General features: G+C 53.8%; 19 protein-coding genes. 3 read left to right on the plus strand and 16 right to left on the minus strand.

Annotated features, from left to right (window positions below; genetic code table 11):
- Positions 1-170 precede the first annotated feature (170 nt).
- The 5 genes from OCT58_RS00675 to OCT58_RS00695 form a co-directional block, all read right to left on the minus strand.
- Positions 171-920, minus strand: coding sequence for a YebC/PmpR family DNA-binding transcriptional regulator (locus OCT58_RS00675; RefSeq protein WP_267200894.1), 750 nt, complete (start codon positions 918-920; stop codon positions 171-173).
- A gap of 72 nt (positions 921-992) precedes the next feature.
- Positions 993-1,853, minus strand: a complete 861-nt coding sequence (locus tag OCT58_RS00680) for a hypothetical protein (protein WP_267200895.1) — start codon at positions 1,851-1,853, stop codon at positions 993-995.
- 4 nt (positions 1,854-1,857) lie between these two features.
- Positions 1,858-2,868 carry a catabolite control protein A gene (gene ccpA, locus OCT58_RS00685; protein WP_267200896.1) on the minus strand — a complete coding sequence of 337 codons (1,011 nt, stop codon included), beginning with the start codon at positions 2,866-2,868 and terminating at the stop codon, positions 1,858-1,860.
- A 161-nt stretch (positions 2,869-3,029) separates the two neighbouring features.
- Entirely contained in the window at positions 3,030-3,473 is a 444-nt protein-coding gene (locus tag OCT58_RS00690; protein ID WP_267200897.1) for a hypothetical protein, read from the minus strand.
- Entirely contained in the window at positions 3,466-3,906 is a 441-nt protein-coding gene (locus tag OCT58_RS00695; RefSeq protein ID WP_267200898.1) for a DUF948 domain-containing protein, read from the minus strand. The genes OCT58_RS00690 and OCT58_RS00695 overlap by 8 nt, the downstream gene beginning before the upstream one ends.
- Positions 3,907-4,051: 145 nt before the next feature.
- Here OCT58_RS00695 and OCT58_RS00700 point away from each other — a divergent pair, with 145 nt between their 5' ends.
- Together OCT58_RS00700 and OCT58_RS00705 are read left to right on the plus strand one after the other, a co-directional pair.
- Positions 4,052-4,930: a mechanosensitive ion channel family protein gene (locus OCT58_RS00700; protein WP_267200899.1), complete on the plus strand. Its 879-nt coding sequence runs from the start codon at positions 4,052-4,054 to the stop codon at positions 4,928-4,930.
- Complete coding sequence (locus OCT58_RS00705; protein ID WP_267200900.1) at positions 4,920-5,756, plus strand: HAD-IIB family hydrolase; 837 nt, start codon at positions 4,920-4,922, stop codon at positions 5,754-5,756. Before OCT58_RS00700 ends, OCT58_RS00705 begins: the two co-directional genes overlap by 11 nt.
- Positions 5,757-5,826: 70 nt before the next feature.
- Here OCT58_RS00705 and OCT58_RS00710 read toward each other — a convergent pair whose 3' ends face one another.
- The 3 genes from OCT58_RS00710 to murI are packed head-to-tail and all read right to left on the minus strand — an operon-like array spanning position 5,827 to position 7,750.
- Positions 5,827-6,348 (minus strand): metallophosphoesterase, encoded by a 522-nt coding sequence (locus OCT58_RS00710; RefSeq protein WP_267200901.1) that lies wholly within the window; start codon positions 6,346-6,348, stop codon positions 5,827-5,829.
- On the minus strand, positions 6,348-6,941 hold the full coding sequence (locus OCT58_RS00715) for an XTP/dITP diphosphatase (protein WP_267200902.1): 594 nt from the start codon (positions 6,939-6,941) through the stop codon (positions 6,348-6,350). Before OCT58_RS00715 ends, OCT58_RS00710 begins: the two co-directional genes overlap by 1 nt.
- A gap of 17 nt (positions 6,942-6,958) precedes the next feature.
- On the minus strand, positions 6,959-7,750 hold the full coding sequence (murI, locus tag OCT58_RS00720; protein ID WP_267200903.1) for a glutamate racemase: 792 nt from the start codon (positions 7,748-7,750) through the stop codon (positions 6,959-6,961).
- A gap of 168 nt (positions 7,751-7,918) precedes the next feature.
- Between murI and OCT58_RS00725 the strand changes: the two genes are divergently transcribed.
- Positions 7,919-8,467: a YslB family protein gene (locus OCT58_RS00725; RefSeq protein WP_267200904.1), complete on the plus strand. Its 549-nt coding sequence runs from the start codon at positions 7,919-7,921 to the stop codon at positions 8,465-8,467.
- 38 nt (positions 8,468-8,505) lie between these two features.
- Here the strand turns inward: OCT58_RS00725 and trxA are convergent, their stop codons facing one another.
- From trxA to OCT58_RS00765, 8 genes are all read right to left on the minus strand, one after another.
- The gene (trxA, locus tag OCT58_RS00730; protein WP_267200905.1) at positions 8,506-8,820 is read right to left on the minus strand and encodes a thioredoxin; all 315 of its coding nucleotides are present in this window, start codon (positions 8,818-8,820) and stop codon (positions 8,506-8,508) included.
- 86 nt (positions 8,821-8,906) lie between these two features.
- Positions 8,907-11,279: an endonuclease MutS2 gene (locus OCT58_RS00735; RefSeq protein WP_267200906.1), complete on the minus strand. Its 2,373-nt coding sequence runs from the start codon at positions 11,277-11,279 to the stop codon at positions 8,907-8,909.
- A gap of 18 nt (positions 11,280-11,297) precedes the next feature.
- A complete protein-coding gene (locus tag OCT58_RS00740) occupies positions 11,298-11,825 on the minus strand; it encodes a CvpA family protein (RefSeq protein ID WP_267200907.1) in 528 nt (175 codons plus the stop codon).
- Positions 11,826-11,897: 72 nt separating this feature from the next.
- Positions 11,898-12,200: a DUF1292 domain-containing protein gene (locus OCT58_RS00745; protein WP_267200908.1), complete on the minus strand. Its 303-nt coding sequence runs from the start codon at positions 12,198-12,200 to the stop codon at positions 11,898-11,900.
- 12 nt (positions 12,201-12,212) lie between these two features.
- Complete coding sequence (gene ruvX / locus OCT58_RS00750; RefSeq protein ID WP_267200909.1) at positions 12,213-12,656, minus strand: Holliday junction resolvase RuvX; 444 nt, start codon at positions 12,654-12,656, stop codon at positions 12,213-12,215.
- Complete coding sequence (locus OCT58_RS00755; RefSeq protein WP_267200910.1) at positions 12,653-12,922, minus strand: IreB family regulatory phosphoprotein; 270 nt, start codon at positions 12,920-12,922, stop codon at positions 12,653-12,655. Before OCT58_RS00755 ends, ruvX begins: the two co-directional genes overlap by 4 nt.
- A 285-nt stretch (positions 12,923-13,207) precedes the next feature.
- Complete coding sequence (alaS, locus tag OCT58_RS00760) at positions 13,208-15,862, minus strand: alanine--tRNA ligase (protein WP_267200911.1); 2,655 nt, start codon at positions 15,860-15,862, stop codon at positions 13,208-13,210.
- Positions 15,863-16,119: 257 nt separating this feature from the next.
- The gene (locus tag OCT58_RS00765; RefSeq protein ID WP_267200912.1) at positions 16,120-17,493 is read right to left on the minus strand and encodes a DEAD/DEAH box helicase; all 1,374 of its coding nucleotides are present in this window, start codon (positions 17,491-17,493) and stop codon (positions 16,120-16,122) included.
- Positions 17,494-17,503 lie beyond the last annotated feature (10 nt).

Genomic DNA, 17,503 nt, shown 5'->3' on the forward strand with positions numbered 1-17,503 from the left:
AATGATAAAATAGTGGTGCTCATCAAGGTCCTTCTTTCTAATGGATTGTACGGTAACACCATTAAAGACCTTGATGGGTTTTTCTGTCCACTTAAATGTTCAACTTAAATTTTACAATCTGCCAACTAAAAAAGTCACCGAGAATTTTTCTCGGTGACTTTCTTAGTCAATTATTCTTCGTCGTCATCAGCGTCGTCGGGCAGAATCCCGGTTTCGTAGATGTCGGCAACATCATCGTTGGCAGTCAATTCGTCGATCAGGTGACGGTACTGCTTAGCCTTATCGGCTGGAACCGCGGTCCGGTTTTGTGGGATCATGGTAACTTCAGCCGTGTCCAGTTCGTAGCCCTTGTCCTGCAGTGCATCACGAACGCTCGTCATGCTGCTTGGGTCGGTGAAAATCTGGAACTTTTCGTCGGTAGCCTGCATATCATCAGCACCGGCATCCAGCGCGTCCATCAGCATGTCGTCTTCGCTCTTGTCGAGACCGTCACGCAGGATTTCGATCAGACCCTTGCGGTCAAACATGTAGGAAACGGAACCACTGGCACCCAGGGAACCACCGGAGTGACTGAAGGCAGAACGAACGGCAGAAGCGGTCCGGTTCTTGTTATCAGTCAGGGCCATGACCATCACGGCCACACCACCTGGTGCGTAACCTTCGTAGGTAACTTCTTCGAACTTGGCACCGCCAGCACCAGAAGCCTTAGCAATGGCACGGTCGATGTTCTTCTTTGGCATGTTCGCTGCGTGCGCCTTGTCAATTACCAACCGTAATTGGGCGTTGTTCGCTGGATCAGGATCACCTGCTTTAGCTGCTTGGTACAAATCACGTGAGATCTTTTGGAAAATCTTACCACGCTTAGCATCCTGGGCGTTCTTCCGCCCTTGAATGTTATGCCATTTTGAATGTCCTGACATTACTGACTCCTCTTTTCTTAATTAATGTGATAAACAGATAAAGTTTAGCAAAGTTTGGGGATTAATTCAAGGTCAATGCCGACTTCCCCAGCCCCACTTGACAATTCGGATTGCCAAGAGACCGAGCCCGACAATCAGAACCAAGCTAACCATCCCCAGGGCCCGGTGACTAAAGTCCGTCGCCAGCTGGGCCACAAAAGAAACGTAATCTGGCGAATCGGCGGCCAATTGCGGCCCCAGTTTGGCAACTAGCAAAACCACCAGTCCGTCAATAATCGCGGCTCCAATACAAATGTGGCTCAAACTCTCGAGCAGGTGGCGACGCAAAAGGGCAATGATAATCAGGGCCACCAGGAGCAGTCCCGAACCAATCATGATTGCGTTGGTCACCGCCCGGGCCACCTGAACGCCCCGGGTAAAGCTGGCCACCGTTGAGTTGTTAACCTGGGAGTTAACCGCCGCGTTCACGTTTTGACTGATCGCGGCCGTGGCCGTACTGCCAACACCCGCCAGGCCATACTGGGACAGCTCACTATCGACGCTGGAGCCAACTTTGGCCGTGACTCTCGACAGATCCAAGCTGATTTTCTTACCGGCATAAACTTGATTGACCGCCTGGGTGAGCAATTGGTCGGTTTCCTTATCCGTCAGTACCGAACCGGAAATTCCGTATTGCTCTAGGCCGGCGTTGACCTGGTCGGTGATGGTTGTCTCCACCACCGAGCCCTTGATTTCATGAAGGACAAAGCTGCGGTTCAGGAAGGTAGCGTTAACAATCAGGCTGAGGAGGAAAAGCACTAGCAAAATGGTGCCCCAAAAGTTGAAGAAGTGGTGGTGGCGCTTAGGCGCAGTCACCGCCTTTTCCTCCTTCTCTGGAGCAGTTTCTTCTTCCGCTGCCCGCTGCTGAGCCCGCAATTCACTGCGTGTAGTCATCTTATTACTGCTTCGTGGATTGACGCTGGGCAAAACCGTGCTCTAAGATAACGTCCTTTTCCTCAGGAGCGGCCTCTTCACCGTCCATCAGCTTGGTCAGCAGCCGCATCGCCACGGCACCGAGGTCGTAGAGGGGCTGGGTAATGGACGAAATCGTTGGCCGGGCAATCTTGGTATAGGTCGTGTCGTTGGACGAGATAATTGCAAAGTCATCCGGCACCTTGACCCCGGCGTCGGTCAGAGCGTTCAACAGGCCGACCGCCAGAGTATCGTCACTGACATAGGCCGCCTTCACATCCTTGTCGAGCAGCGTCTTGGCCTTGTCGTAGCTGGCTTGGTAGCTGCCATCGGTTTCAAAAACCAGTGACTCGTCATAGTCCACTCCGGCAGCCTTTAATGCCGCCCGGTAACCGGCCAGACGAGTGGTCCCGTTGATGGCGTACTCCAGGGGACCGGTAACGAAAGCAACATGGTCATGGACGCTCTCCAGCAACTTAGCCGTGGCTTCCTTAGCTGCTTCCTCATAATCGATCCGGACCGTAGCAATCTCGGGATCCTCAACGACGGAACCGGCAACGACAACTGGAGTGTTGCTCCCCTTCAGCTCGTCCTTAACTGCATCCGGCAGGTTGTAACCCATGAAAATGACCCCATCGACCTGCTTGGCCAGCAGGTTACGGACTACCGTTAAGATGCGGTCATCCTCGTTGTCCGAGTTCGTCAAAATGATGTTGTACTTGTACATCGTAGCGATATCATCGATTCCCAGCGCCAGATCGGCAAAGTAAGGGTTGGTAACCCGAGGAATGATTACGCCGACCGTAGTTGTTTTCTTGGAGGCGAGGCCCCGCGCCACCGCGTTTGGACGGTAGTTGAGACGCTTAATCACGTCTAAGACCTTCTGTCGCGTTGCCGGCTTGACGTTCGGGTTCCCATTTACAACCCGGGAAACAGTTGCCATCGAGACCCGTGCTTCACGCGCAACGGTGTAAATTGTTACTGATTGTTTTTCCATAAAGATAGCCCTTTCATTATTGGTATTGACCGTTTTCATTGGTTTTCATAACTTAACTAATATAGCAGATCGTGGGTCAAATGGCAAACGTTTTCAGCCAAAAAAAATGGCAAAATTGCGTTGAACGCAATTTTGCCATTTTTCGTCTTATTTGAGTTAGTTTATTTTTCGTCCGAATGCTGATCTTCGGAGTCATCGTCCGTAGTAGTATCAATGACGATATCGTCATCCACCACCGGGTCATCGTTGTCATCCGGGTGATTGGCAGCGGCCAATTCAGCCCGGATGTCGGCGGTTTGCTCATCAAAATCGTCGTTGGTCAGGTGATCGGCAACCTGACCGGCCTTTTCCGTAGCGGCCTTCTTGACCTTCTTAGCCCCGTCGGTAAAGCGGTTAAACTTATCATCCATTTCGCTCTCCGCCAGCTTGGCATCGACAATGTCTAAAGCATCCAAAGCGTAGTCGGTCGCAGCGTCCATAACTGCACCGGTCCGTTGGCGAAGCTGCGTCTTTAAGTCTTTCTTCTTCTTATCAGGCAGTGACAGCCAAGCCGCCCCCGTCATTGCGCTTCCTAACAGTGCACCGAAAAACAACTTTTTACTCATAATCATTTGCCCCTTTCCTTGCCGCGCGCCGTTTTCTAAGCTTGCTAAAAGAATTTACCACCGCGGCCTTGCCGGCGGTCTTCAATAGTCCCAGACCGAACTGACTCTTTTCGCGCCCGACACTAACCTTGGCCGTCAGTTCATGAACGTGGTCATTAATGTCGATCACGCTCTGGCTGACGTCGGCGACCGCCTTGACGGCCGGATCGAGCTGGCTGGACTTCTTATTAATATCGGTCAGGAGTGCATTGGTATTGCTAAGCACGTCCTCGACTTCCTTGCTGAGGTTATCCACGTCACGGGTCAGGGTCGTAATGCTCTTGTTGGTTTCCTTCATTGTTTTGGTTACTTGATTCAGTACGACGCAGGCAAAAACAACGAGAATCAAAAAGGCAATTGCCGCGATCAGGCCCGCTAATTGTCCATAAGTCATCAAGATTCCCTCCTTTTAACGGTTAATTTTATCTATACTCAGAACAAGGATAGCACAGATTGGGTAAAAACAACAATTGACCTATCGACAATTTCCGGTGTTCGTGGTTACAATTAATTCAGCATTCAATCAAGGAGGCATCCCCATGGTCATCGCGGCAAGCAATGCCCAACTCAACAAGCAAATTGAACAGGTGCGCCGGGCCTTCACCGACCTTTCCTGGCATCAAATCCTCCAGCAGTTCTTAAACAAGCTGCTGCTGATCATCATCACCGCCCTGCTCTTCGTTCTCATCCTGTGGCTAGGGCGGCTAATTATCAACCACCTGTTTCAGGAATCAAATAAGTATAAGTTCTTAAAGGGCAGCAATCGGGTCGCCACGATCCGCGCCTTGACCTTAAATATCTATCGTTACACCTGCTACTTCTTCTTCCTCTACGCCTTGCTTTCGGAAATTGGCGTTCCGGTGGGGACCCTGATCGCTGGGGCCGGAATCTTCAGCATCGCCCTCGGGCTGGGGGCCCAGGGCTTCGTCAGCGACGTGGTCAACGGCTTCTTCATCCTCTTGGAGCAGCAGCTGGACGTCGGGGACGTGGTCGAGGTCAACCAGATCAAGGGGACCGTCACTGCACTGGGAATCCGAACAACCCAGATCACCAGCGCCGACGGGACCCTCAACTACATCCCCAACCGCAATATCACCGTTGTCCGCAACTTTTCGCGCAATAACATGGTGGCTAATGTCGACATCCACATTGCACCCAACGCGGTCTTATCAGAAGTTCGCGCCGTCGTCGAGGAGGTCAATCGCCAGCTGATCGCCAAGACGCCAGAGTTGCGGGAAGATCCGGTCATCGTCGGCCCGGTCACGGTCGGCAGCCAGCTAGTCTTTCGAGTGACGATTACCGTCGCCAACGGCAGTCAGTCGCGCCTGAGCAGCCAGTTCCTGGCCGCCTACCTGCAGGCCCTGCACGCCAAAAACATTCCACTATCCTGGGAGGGAACCAATCACCATGAGCATTAAACTAATCGCCACCGACATGGATGGCACCTTTTTACGCGACGATCATTCCTACAACCACCACCTCTTCAAGCGTATCTTTCGTCAGCTGCAGCGCCGCGGAATCCGCTTTGTGGCGGCCAGTGGCTCCAGTTTCCCGCGCCTGGCCCGCGAGTTTGCTCCCTACGTCGATTCGATGGACTTCATCTCCCAAAACGGTTCCGTCATCCACCGGGGCCACGAATTTGTCCAGGCTTACCCCATCCAAGTGACAGCCCTTCGCCGGGTTATGCACATTTTAGACCGTTTCTACGGGCCCGCAGACATCAATCAGTTGGTGGTCTCGGGGCCGACGAAGTCCTACGTCGACCAAAAAATGGACGAGCACAATTTCAACGTCATCAAAATCTTCTACGAGGACGTCACCCGGGTGCCTGACATCCGCCAGGTCTTCAGCCAATTTCCGGATGAGCAGTTTACCAAGATTTCGGTGAACTTTGCGCCCCACATCGACCTCAACAAGGTAGCCGCGATCATGGACGGCTATCTGCCGCCATCGCTGATTGTCGAAAATTCCGGCTTTAATACCGACCAGATTGGCAATGCCAAGGCGACCAAACGCAATGCCCTCGCCCGCCTCCAGGACCGCTTCGGCCTCAGTGATGACGAGATCGTTACCTTTGGCGATAACGAAAATGACCTCGGCATGCTAGCAATGACTGCTCAGAGTTATGCCATGCAAAATGCCAACCCGGTGATCAAGCTTCAAGCGGCCCACGTCACCACGCTTGACAACAACCACGACGGCGTTCTCAAGACGATCGAACATCTTTTGAGAGACAATCGCTAATTAAATCTTTCTAAATTACTTTGCGATAGCATGCAAAAAACGAGCCCCAATTACGGAGCTCGTCTTTTGCTTATCTCTTGAATTCAAAGTGCAGCTGCTCGACCGGCTGCGACTGGCGATCGTAATAGTCCACGACAAACTTAGTTGGCTGCGCATCCACCACGGCGAAGGTGCCACCGAGACGGGCAAATTGTCCTCGCGGCAGAGAAATACTGCCAGGATTGATCATCAACATCCCCTTCTCGCTGGTCACCGCCAACTGATGGGTGTGACCGTAACAGACGATATCCGCCCGCTCCTCTTCACCTTTAAGCATCAAGCGTGTCAAAGAGGAGTTAACCCCGTAGCGATGACCGTGGGTGGCAAAGATTCGCACTCCATCTGCCGTCAGCAGACCGTCATTCGGATAATCCAGGCCCCAGTCGTTGTTGCCCGCCACTGCCAGGTCAAACTGCTTCATGGATGGCTGGGTGGGTGCCAACTCCGAGTCGCCGCAGTGGATCATCAGATCGACCTGGCCAATCCAGCGCTGACCGACTTGCGTCAAGATATTTTCTTCCCGGTGATTGTCACTGATGATTAAAACCTTCACTATGCTCGCCACCATTCCGGAAAGTCCTGCATGAATTCGCGCAGCGCCCGGCCACGGTGGCTGACCGCGTTCTTCTGATCCGCTGTCAGCTGGGCCATCGTCTTCTTATAAGCCGGAAGGTAGAAGAGCGGATCGTAGCCAAAACCATTCTCCCCGCGGCGCTCCCGCAGGATTTGACCATCCACCCGACCGTTGGCAATCAGCTTGGTGCCGTCCGGCTTGAGGGCCACAATCGTCGTGTGGAAATGGGCCGTCCGCTCCTCATACGGAACATCCTTTAGGGCGGCCAGGAGCTTGGCATTGTTAGCGGCATCGTCGTGGTCACCGGCGTAACGGGCCGAGTGAATCCCCGGTTCGCCATTTAAGGCATCGACGACCAGGCCGGAATCGTCAGCCATCACGGGCAGGTTCAGGGCTTCCATCACCGTCTGGGCCTTAATGGTCGCATTTTCCTCAAAGCTCTGACCGTTCTCATTAATTGAAATCGGCGGAAAATCCGCGAGCGTCTTGACTTCAATTCCGTGCGGGGCCAGCATTTTCTGGTATTCGCGCGCCTTGCCGGCATTCTTGGTGGCAATTACTAAGGTGGTCATCCTATCATCCCTTCGTCTTATAAATCTGTGTGCTCACAACTATCGAACTGACCCGCCAGCCACTGCTGGGCCCCAGCGACCAGGTCGGCCCGGTCACCGGTGGTATAGAGCTTGATCGTGCCCGTCTCCTGGTCAGCCAGCAAATTCTGCTTGGTCAGCGTGGCGGCCGCCTGCTTGATGGTCTCAAAGGCCGGATCAATCAGCAAGACATCCGGCCCCATCTTCTGCTGGATCTCTGGTGCCAAAAACGGGAAGTGGGTGCAGCCCAGAATCAAGGTCTGAACCGGGTGGTTGTCAAAATAGGTCAGCTCGCGGTCAACCGCCGCCTGGGCCGCCGGGGTCCCCGTCTGACCGTGTTCGACGATCGAGACAAGCGGTTGAGCAGCATGGCTGTAGACCGTCAGTTGGTTGTCCAAACGGTGGAGGGTTTGGTCATAGGCCCCCTTCTTGATCGTTGACTCGGTGCCGATTACCCCCACGGTTTGGGGATGATGGGCTACTGCCGCCCGGGCGCCTGGTTCAATTACCCCGATTACCGGAATCGGCAGCTTTTCCTGCAAGAGTGGTAGGGCGGCCGCCGTGGCTGTATTGCAGGCCACGATCATCATCTTGACGTCGTGGGCCAGGAGAAAGTCGCCGATGTTCATCACCAGGCGCTGCAATTCTTCCTGACTCTTCGTGCCGTAGGGAAAGTGACCCTGGTCGCCGATGAAGATCAGTGATTCCGTGGGCAGCTGCTTGTGAAGCACCCGCATTACCGAAAGGCCCCCAAGTCCAGAATCCATTAAACCAATCGGACGATTATCCATGTCATTCACCTCATAAAATTTTAACTTTGTTTTCCGTAGAAAAATACCTGAAACTATATTATCGTTTTCGTCGGCAAAATTTGCAAGTTTTAAGAAACTTTTACTATTATATTTGGCAATTTTAAGTATAATAAGAATGATTGTTACAAAGAGGAGCGATTAAATACAATGAGTCAAGAACGCTATGATCAATTGTTGCACAGTCACCAGGGCCTGGTTAATGGGACCCTTCGCGACGTCATTTTGCCAGCCATTCTCGGTAAGGAGACCGACGACATGCTCTACTGGATTGGCAAGGACCTCGCCCGTCAATACCCGGTGGCAACGCATGAGGACCTGGTCGTTTTGACTCACCAGTTGGGGCTGGGCGACCTGACCCTGCAGCGTCACGATAAGGTCAGTCAGGTGTGGCGGCTGGCGGGCCCGATCGTCAACGAACGGATCCAGCGCGATAAGGAGCAAACCTCCTTTGGCTTGGAGTGCGGCTTCTTAGCCCAGCAAATCGAATTTCAGCTGGGAACGGTCGCCGAGGCACGAATCAACGACCGGCACCATGACAGTGTTGACATCATGGTGCAAAATGATCCAACGACGGATGCCGACAATGAGCGAAGCGAGCTGGTCACCTTTATTCAGGTAGCCACACCGGGCCAAAAAGAAACTGACCAGAAGAAGAAGCGGCCGCACTTGAAGAAAAAGAAAAACACTAAAAAGTAAAAAAGCATTGGCAAATCTAATTTACCAATGCTTTTTCTTTAGGCCGTGTATTGTTGCAGGATCTGTTGGAGCTGTTCCTTAGAATGGTAACCCACGATCTGGTCGACCACCTGGCCGTCCTTCTTGATCATCATCGTTGGAATGCTCATGATTCGGAACTGCTGGGCCGTCGCCGGGTTTTGATCCACGTCCAGCTTGAAGAAGTGAACATCAGCCATTTCATCAGACAGGGCCTCCACTACTGGGGACTGCATCCGACACGGGCCACACCAGGTTGCCCAAAAGTCAATTAAAGCCACGCCCTTAGCGGTGTCTTGTTCAAAGCTCTGGTCAGTTGTTACGTTTACTGCCATCGTACTTTCCTCCTTTAGATTAATTAACATTATTCTAGCAAAGGAAATCATCCTTGTCACGAGTCTTGCTTACTTTTTGTTAGAAATTATAAATTGACGATCGTCGCCCCATCGCCACCATTATTCGGTGCCGCATAGCCAAAGGACTTGACCCGCGGGTTACTCTGCAGATACTGCTGGGTTCCCTTCCGCAGGGCCCCGGTTCCCTTCCCGTGGATGATCGTGACCGAGGAAAGGTTATTCAAGAGGGCGTGGTCGATGAAGTCGCTCAGCTCGCTCATCGCCTGCTCGTAGCGGTGACCCCGCAGATCCAGCCGGGCCGAGGTCTTGCGGGTCTGGGTGGTATGAACCGCACTGCGAGCTCGCTGAGTCGTCTTTTCCTTTGGCAGGTCCTTTTTAGCGACCTTCTCAAGGTCCCGCTCGTCGATTTCCATCTTAAGGATTCCGATCTGAACCTCCCACTTGTGGTTGCCCCGCTTGGACATGAGCTCACCGTACTGGCCATAGGACTTGACCAGGACCGCGTCGCCCGGATGCAGGTCGTGACGCGCCTTGGCTCGCTTAAGAACGGTGTTGTTCTTCAAGCGCGGATCGTCCTGATGGAGGGCATTCAACGCCCCCTGGGCATCGATCAGCTGGTTCTCCTTAACGTTAGCGCCCTGCTGAACCTCCAGCTGACGCAGGTGGTGGATGATGCTGTTGGCTTTGCGCTTGGCCAGCGAAACCTGGTGATTAGCCTGGGAGCGGGCCTGGTCAAAGAGCTTGTCCCGCTGCTCGTTGAAGCGACTCAGCCGCTCATCTAAGTCGTGCTGGGTCTTTTCATTGGCAGCGACCAGCTTGGTCAGCCGCTCATTCTCCTCGCGGGCCTGCTTACGCTGCTCGACCAGGTCACCGATCATCTGGTTAAGGTCCTGGCTATCGTCGCTGACCAGCGAGCGGGCCTCGTCGATGATGCTCGTGTCAATGCCGAGCCGCTGGGCAATCTCCAACCCGTTAGACCGCCCGGGGATGCCGAGCAGAAGCCGGTAAGTTGGCCGCAGGGTCTTGGCATCGAATTCCATGCTGGCGTTAATTGTCTTGGCCCGATCATAGCCGTAAACCTTTAACTCTGGGTAGTGGGTGGTGATGACTACCATACTGCCCTTGCTGCCAATGTTGTCCAGAATGGCCATCGCTAACGCGGCCCCTTCCTTCGGGTCGGTCCCGGCTCCTAATTCATCGAGCAATACCAGGGAGCGAGCGGTAATTTGGTCCAGAATGGCCTTGACGTTGTCCATGTGACCAGAGAAGGTGCTGAGGTTCTGCTCCAGCGATTGTTCATCCCCGATGTCGGCGAAGATGTTGTCGAAGACGCCGATCGTGCTCCCCTCTTCGGCAGGAATGAAGAGCCCGGATTGGCCCATCAGTTGGATCAGGCCCAGGGTCTTTAAGGTAATCGTCTTCCCACCGGTGTTCGGCCCGGTGATCACGATCGCCTGGTAATCTTCCCCAATTTTAATGTCATTGTCGACAACCTTCTTGGGATCAATCAAAGGGTGGCGGGCGTGACGAAGATTAACATGGTTCTCCCGGCTTAAAAGCGGCAGGCTGGCCTTCATGTCGTGGGCCAAGGCGGCCTTGGCATTGATGAAGTCTAGCTGACCAAGGACCCGCTCGTTGTTTTGAATATCGTGGCGGTAGGGTGCGATCAGGGCCGACAGTTCTGCCAGGATCCGCCGTATCTCCTGCTGCTCTTCAATCTGGGCTTGACGAAGACGGTTGTTGAACTCGACCACCCCGGCCGGCTCGATGTAGAGGGTCTGCCCACTGGCACTCTGGTCGTGGACCACCCCACCGAGCTTGTTGCGGTAGCGGGCCAGGGCGGGAACAACGTAGCGGTCGTTTCTGATCGTGATGACCGGCTCGCTCAGGTATTTAGCACCCTTGCCACGGGTGTAGTGCTCCATCTGTTGGTGAATGTCATTTTCCGTCTTCACGATCAGCTGCCGAATTCCATGTAATTTGGTCGAAGCTTCGTCGTTGAGCCGGCCATCCGGATCTACCGACCGGACCAGGCGCTGGGTAATCGACGGGATCGTCACCAGTCGGTCCACCAGCTGGTCGAGAACGCGCAGCTTGATCTTCTTCTCCCGCATTTGTTCAAAGAAGTTGCGAACGCTCATGCTGGTCTGCAGAACTTTAGTGACCTGGGCCAATTCGGTTCCGTTCAGGTTGGCACCGATCTTAAGTCGTTTCATCTGGGGCTGAATGTCCGCCAGCTTAGGGATTGGGATTCCCCCCTCTAAACGTAAAATATCAGCGCCATCGGTCGTTTCCGTCAGGTAGCGCTGGACCCGGTCAAAATCACTCTGCGGTGCCATTTTTTCCAGCTCGTGGTGTCCCGCAGCCGACACCAGGCGTGTGGCCAGCATCCCCTTGATGCGGTCAAATTCCAATGTCTGTGTAATTTTATGATTCATTCTTGATTTCTTCCTCTATTATTTCAACGTATCTAATACAATCTGCGCTAGACCCGGGGTTTGATTGATCATAAACTGGGCCAGGCCCGAGTTGGCAAGCTGCAATTGCCACCAACCAGCCGGCCAGAGCTGAAGGATTACCAGGGCAACGTATAAAATGATGTAACCGATCGCCAGTGAAAGCAAGCCTCCCGCTAGCGCATCGAAAGTTCCGATTACCGGTAAGCGCTTGATCCAGCGTAGCTTCCCGATCGCCCAGTGACAAAGCCAGGCCACCAGGGTAAAAATGATCATGAAGGCAATCCCCCGGTAAAAGAAATCGTTGTTGTTAACGGTCTTGAGGATTGCGTTCGAATAGGTGGCACTCTGACTAACGTCCGGCAGGAGATGGCCCAAGCCGGTTCCTAAAGCCGTTGCCCCCCAGCGGGCCACCAGCCAACTGACCAGGTAGGTGCCGGCGTACAAGGCCATCATCAACAGGCCCCGGCGCCGTCCGTTAATAAAGCAGCCAATCAAAACCAGGATTATAAAGGTAGTAAGTATCATTGTTCCCCCGCTTTAAACGATAGAAAAGGGAAGTGATAACCAGCCGGCTACCGCTTCCCAATTACCCCCGTATTAAGCATTAAAATTGCCATCATCATCGAGGAAAGTGTTTAAGACTTGTTCGACCATGTCCCATTCCTTGTCATCCTCGATTGGCACCAGGTCCTGCCCGTCGCCATCCGCGTTATCGGTCACAATATAGGCCTGAATATCAACGGAATCGTCATTTTCCTGCTCGGCGGGATAAATGAAGATGTAGGACTTGCCGTAATCATCAGAGTCAAAGGTAAACAGTTCCTTGAAGAGCTGTTCATTCCCGTCCTCATCGATCAGGGTAATTAAGTTTTCGTCGTTGTTAGATTGTTGTTTGCTCATATCAATTCATCCTTATTTCAGTTTCGAAACTAAGCGGCCATGACGATCCAGATAGCTCTGCAGAATAAAGGTTGCGGCGACCGAATCAATCACCTTTTTTTGCTTGGCGCGGGAGATGTCGGCCTCCTCGACGAGCATCCGGTGAGCCTCGACGGTCGTTAACCGTTCGTCTTGAAAATCAATCGGGATCTCGGGAAAGCGTTCCTGAAGCAATTCGCCGTAGTGTTTGGCGGCATCGACCCGGGGGCCTTCAGTGTTGTTCATGTTCTTCGGCAGGCCCAGCACAAAGCCACCTACCTGTTCTTTTGCAACCAACTCCGCGACCCGATCAATGCCAAAGACTTCTTCATCCTCATTAATAGGAATGATCTCAACCGATTGAGCCGTCCACCCCAGGGGATCACTGACCGCAATGCCAACCGTCTTGGAACCGACGTCTAAGCCCATTAACCTCATTTAGTCTCACCATTATTCTTCAGGTACGACACAACTAATTCCTCAATAATCTCGTCTCGTTCGTGCTGCCGAATCAGGTTCCGGGCGTTGTTTAGACGCGGAATGTAGGCCGGATCACCGGAGAGCAGGTAACCCACGATCTGGTTGATTGGGTTGTAGCCCTTTTCCTCCAGCGATTCGTAAACCGTCTTCAGGGTTTCCTTGATATTCTTTTTGCGTTCCTGGCCGAAGTCATAGAACATCGTCTCATCATTATTAGTAGTCATTAATCGTCACCTCCGATTAGTCTCTTAGTTATATATTTTACTATAAGTAAGATTAAAGCACAATTAAAGCGGTCATGTTCTGCTCTCATCTTGGTCGATTATATACAAAAGAGGTTGGGAGTACACTTTCTTCCAACCTCTTTTGTGAAAACTGAAAAGATAACGTGGAAATAACCGTGGGGCTAGTGTCTAGCTACGGACGAAAGCCGACGCCTTCAGCGCCGACTCCCGCCCTAGGCTAGCCATACGCCCCACTTGATGGTTATTTCCACTCACTTTTAAACTTTACTTATTCAGGTATTCGGCCGCCAGCTTCAGTGCGTCCTGAATTCCGGCTGGGTTCTTCCCACCGGCCTGGGCGAGGTTTGGCCGACCGCCACCGCCACCTTTGATGGCACTGGCAATCGCCTTGATCAAGTCACCAGCCTTTAAGCCGGTCTTGACCTTGTCATCGCTCACGGCCACGAGCAGGTTGGCCTTGCCGTCGTTGGCTGTCCCAAGAACCAGCACGTCGGAGAGGCCCTTCGCCCGCCAAGTATCAGCCAGCTGCCGCAGCTGACCCATCCCGGCGACCTTGACTTCGGCGGCAATCAGGCTGCCGCCCTTGGTGTCCTGGACGTTTTCAAAGACGTTGTTAGCCTGTTGGGCCGCAATCTTAGCCTCCAGTGCCGCACTCTTCTTCTGAGCTTCCTTGAGTTCAGCTTGCAGTGCAGCCACCTGGTGAGGAACCTCCTTGACTTGGGCGGTCTTCAGTTCAGCCGCCGTCTCGTTCAGCAGGTCGTCACGACCTTGAAGGAATTCGTAAGCATCGCTAGAGGTAACGGCTTCGATCCGCCGAACCCCGGCACCAACGCCCCCTTCGGAAACGATCTTGAAGAGACCCAGTTCGTTGGTATTCTTGACGTGGTCCCCACCACAGAATTCGGTGTTGAAGTCGCCGATCTTAACGACCCGGACCTTGTCACCATACTTGTCGGAGAAGAGGGCGATCGCACCCATCTCCTTAGCAGAATCGATGTCGGTTTCAACGGTCTTGACCGGAATTTCCTTCCAGATCTGTTCGTTGACCATCTTTTCAACCGCCTTCAGGTCCTTGGCAGTCACCTGACCGAAGTGGTTGAAGTCGAACCGCAGGTAGTGTTCCTCAACCAGGGAACCAGCCTGTTGGGTGTGACCACCCAGGACGTTCCGCAGAGCCTGGTCGAGCAGGTGGGTGGCGGTGTGGTTCTTTTCGATCTTGAGGTGGCGCATCCGGTCAACAACCAACTTGTAGCGGGCACCCTTCTTGATTGGGGCCGTCAGCTCAACCCGGTGCAGGTTCTGCTGGTTTGGTGCGTGCTGGACATCCACCACGCGGCCGACCGTCTTGCCATAGTTGTCAATGATGTCACCGGTGTCGGCAACCTGACCACCCATCTCGGCATAGAACGGCGTCGTGTCAAAGATGACCTCGATGTCCTTGTCGCCGGCAGTGGCACTGTCAGCCTGCTTGCCGTCGTGGGCCAGGCCGATCACCTTGGCATTGTCGACAACCAGGTCGGTGTAGCCGACGTACTTGCTCTCATCCTTGAAGTCGGTCCAGAGGTCGGCCTGAACCCCCATCCCGTTGTCCATGTCACGGGCGTTGCGGGCCCGGTTCTGCTGCTCGGTCATCGCCGCTTCAAAGCCTTGTTGATCAACCGTCAGGCCCTCGTCACTGGCGTATTCCTTGGTCAGTTCGATTGGGAAGCCATAGGTATCATAAAGCTTGAAGGCCGTCTTGCCGTCGATCTGCTTGGTGCCGTCCTGCTTGGACTTTTCGATCACGTTGTTCAAGAGGTTCAGTCCGCCGTTCAGGGTTGCGCTGAACCGTTCTTCTTCGGACTTGACAACTGAAGCAATGTAGTCAGCGTTCTTCAGAACCTCTGGGTAGTAGTCCTTCATGATCTTACCAACGGTTGGAACCATCTGGTAAAGGAATGGCTTATCAATCCCCAGTTTCTTGCCGGCAACTACGGCCCGCCGCAGCAGACGCCGGATGACGTAACCCCGGCCCATGTTGGAAGGCAGGGCACCGTCGCCGATGGCAAAGGTGATCGTCCGGATGTGGTCGGCGATGATCTTGAACTGAACGTCGTCGTCCTTATCTTGGCCGTACTGCTTGCTGTCGCTGAAGCCTTCAGTCTGCTTGATCAGTGGCATGAAGAGGTCGGTCTCGAAGTTGGTTGGGGCGTTTTCAAAGATGGAAACCACCCGTTCCAGGCCCATCCCGGTATCGATGTTCTTATGCGGTAATGGTTCGTAGGTGTCTTCCGGCGTGTGGTTGAACTGGGAGAAGACGATGTTCCAGATTTCCAGGTAGCGTTCGTTTTCCCCACCCGGGTAGTTCTCGGGATCGTCGTCAGCCAGGTTATTGAATTCCTGTCCCCGGTCGTAGAAGATTTCCGTGTCCGGGCCGGATGGACCCTGACCAATATCCCAGAAGTTGTCTTCGTCCGGAATCAGGTGATCCTTGGCCACGCCGACTTCACGCCACTTGTTGTAGGCATCGTGGTCCTTTGGGTAGTAGGTGATGTAGAGCCGCTCGGGGTCAAAGCCAAACCACTTGTCGGACGTCAGCAGCTCCCAGGCCCAAGGAATGACCTCGTTCTTGAAGTAGTCACCAACGGAGAAGTTCCCCAGCATTTCAAACATGGTGTGGTGACGAGCGGTCTTGCCGACGTTTTCAATATCGTTGGTCCGAATACTCTTCTGGGATGAGGTCATCCGCGGGTTTTCCGGAACGACCTTCCCGTCAAAGTACTTCTTCATCGTGGCCACCCCGGAGTTGATCCAGAGCAGCGTTGGGTCGTTGACCGGCACCAGTGAGGCACTCGGCATGATCTTGTGGCCGTGTTCCTCAAAGAACTTTAAGTACATCCGCCGAACCTGAGCACTGTTCAGCTTCTTTAGCTTCTTCATGATATCTCCCTTTCAAAAAAACAAAATCCATCCTTGCGATCAGAGACGCCGGACGACGCGGTACCACTCTGCTTGCAACGATGGATTTCGTTTACCTCTTTATTCTCGACAGTTGCCGAGTTGAATATCAAATTGTCTGAATGGGGAGCACCCAGGGGGATCTCATCGACCGTTTCACCATCCCGGCCGTCGCTGAAAATCAATCCCAGTGGGCATATCCCAAACGAGTCATATTATAGCGGACTCCGCCGGTAAAATCAACGCCCATTTCGTTCCCGCCGGTGTTGGCGTTGACGGGCCCGCTTGGCCTTGCGGATCTTGTGCCGCACTTCCAGACGACGTTTTTGCTGTTCGTCCTCCTTGATGGCCCGTTTAATCCGCTTCTTGTAGCCCGGCTTGACCGTCTTCTTGGTCTTCTTAACAAAGCCCTTCATCGTTGGGTCCAGGGCCTCCTGCTTGCGCCGATAATTTTGCCGCCGGTTCCGGTCGTGAGTGGTCACCAGCCGACCGTGTTTTAGTTCCTTCGGGATGAACTTGATCCCCCGCTCCTCCAGTTTAGCGATCAATTCGTCCTCGGCTGGCGCGTACAGGGTAATCGCGGTTCCCGACATCCCGTTGCGTCCGGTCCGGCCAACCCGGTGCACGAAGTATTCCAGGTCGGTCGGGATATCGTCGTTGATGACCAGGGAAACGCCGTCGATGTCGATTCCCCGGGCGGCCAGGTCGGTGGCCACGACGTACTGGTACTCCAGGTTGCGGATCTGGCGCATCGTGCGCTTGCGCTGCCGGGCTTCCAAGCCCCCGTGAATCATGGCGACCTTTAACCCCTGTTTCTCCAGGTAGTGGGTCAGTTCTTCCACCCGCTCCTTGGTGTTAGCAAAGACCAGCGCTAGATAGGGTTCCCCCATCGTCAGCAGGCGGTAGATCAGTTGATTCTTGTCCTGACCCTTGGTCGACAGCAGCCAGTTCTCCACGTCTGGATTGATGACCGCCTGGGTCGGGATCTCTTCGACTAACGGATTAGCCATGTACTTCTTCAAAAACGGCCGCAGCTTTTGCGGAATGGTGGCCGAGAAGACCATCATCTGCAAATCGTCGGGGAAGTTGCTGGCAATTTGATCAACCGGGGCCAAGAAGCCCATGTCGAGGGTCATGTCGGCCTCATCAACCACAAACATCGTCGCGGTATGGATGTCCAGTGCCTGGCTCTTGACCAGGTCCAAAACCCGGCCCGGCGTCCCGATCACTAGTTGGGGCTGCTTGCGGGCCAGTTGGTCGACCTGGTGCTGCTTGTCCGTCCCGCCGACGTAGTTATGAATGGTCAAGGGCGTGGGGGCAAACTTGTTCAACTGCTTAGCGGCCGCGTAGATCTGGTAGGCCAGCTCCCGGCTCGGGGTGGTGATGACCGCCTGAACGCTCTGGTTCTCCGGGTCGATCTTGGCAAAGATCGGCAACAAGAAGGCGTGGGTCTTCCCGCTCCCGGTGGCGGATTGGCCAACCACGCTCTGCCCGTTTAGGATATCCGGGATCACCCGTTCCTGAATGGCCGTTGGTTGATGGAAGTTAATCGCCTGGACCGCCTTGATCAGGTACGGTGGCAGCTTAAAGTCCTGAAACGTTTTTTTACTCATTGCATTTTCC

This window comes from Limosilactobacillus kribbianus (assembly GCF_026413145.1).
GTDB lineage: Bacteria > Bacillota > Bacilli > Lactobacillales > Lactobacillaceae > Limosilactobacillus > Limosilactobacillus kribbianus.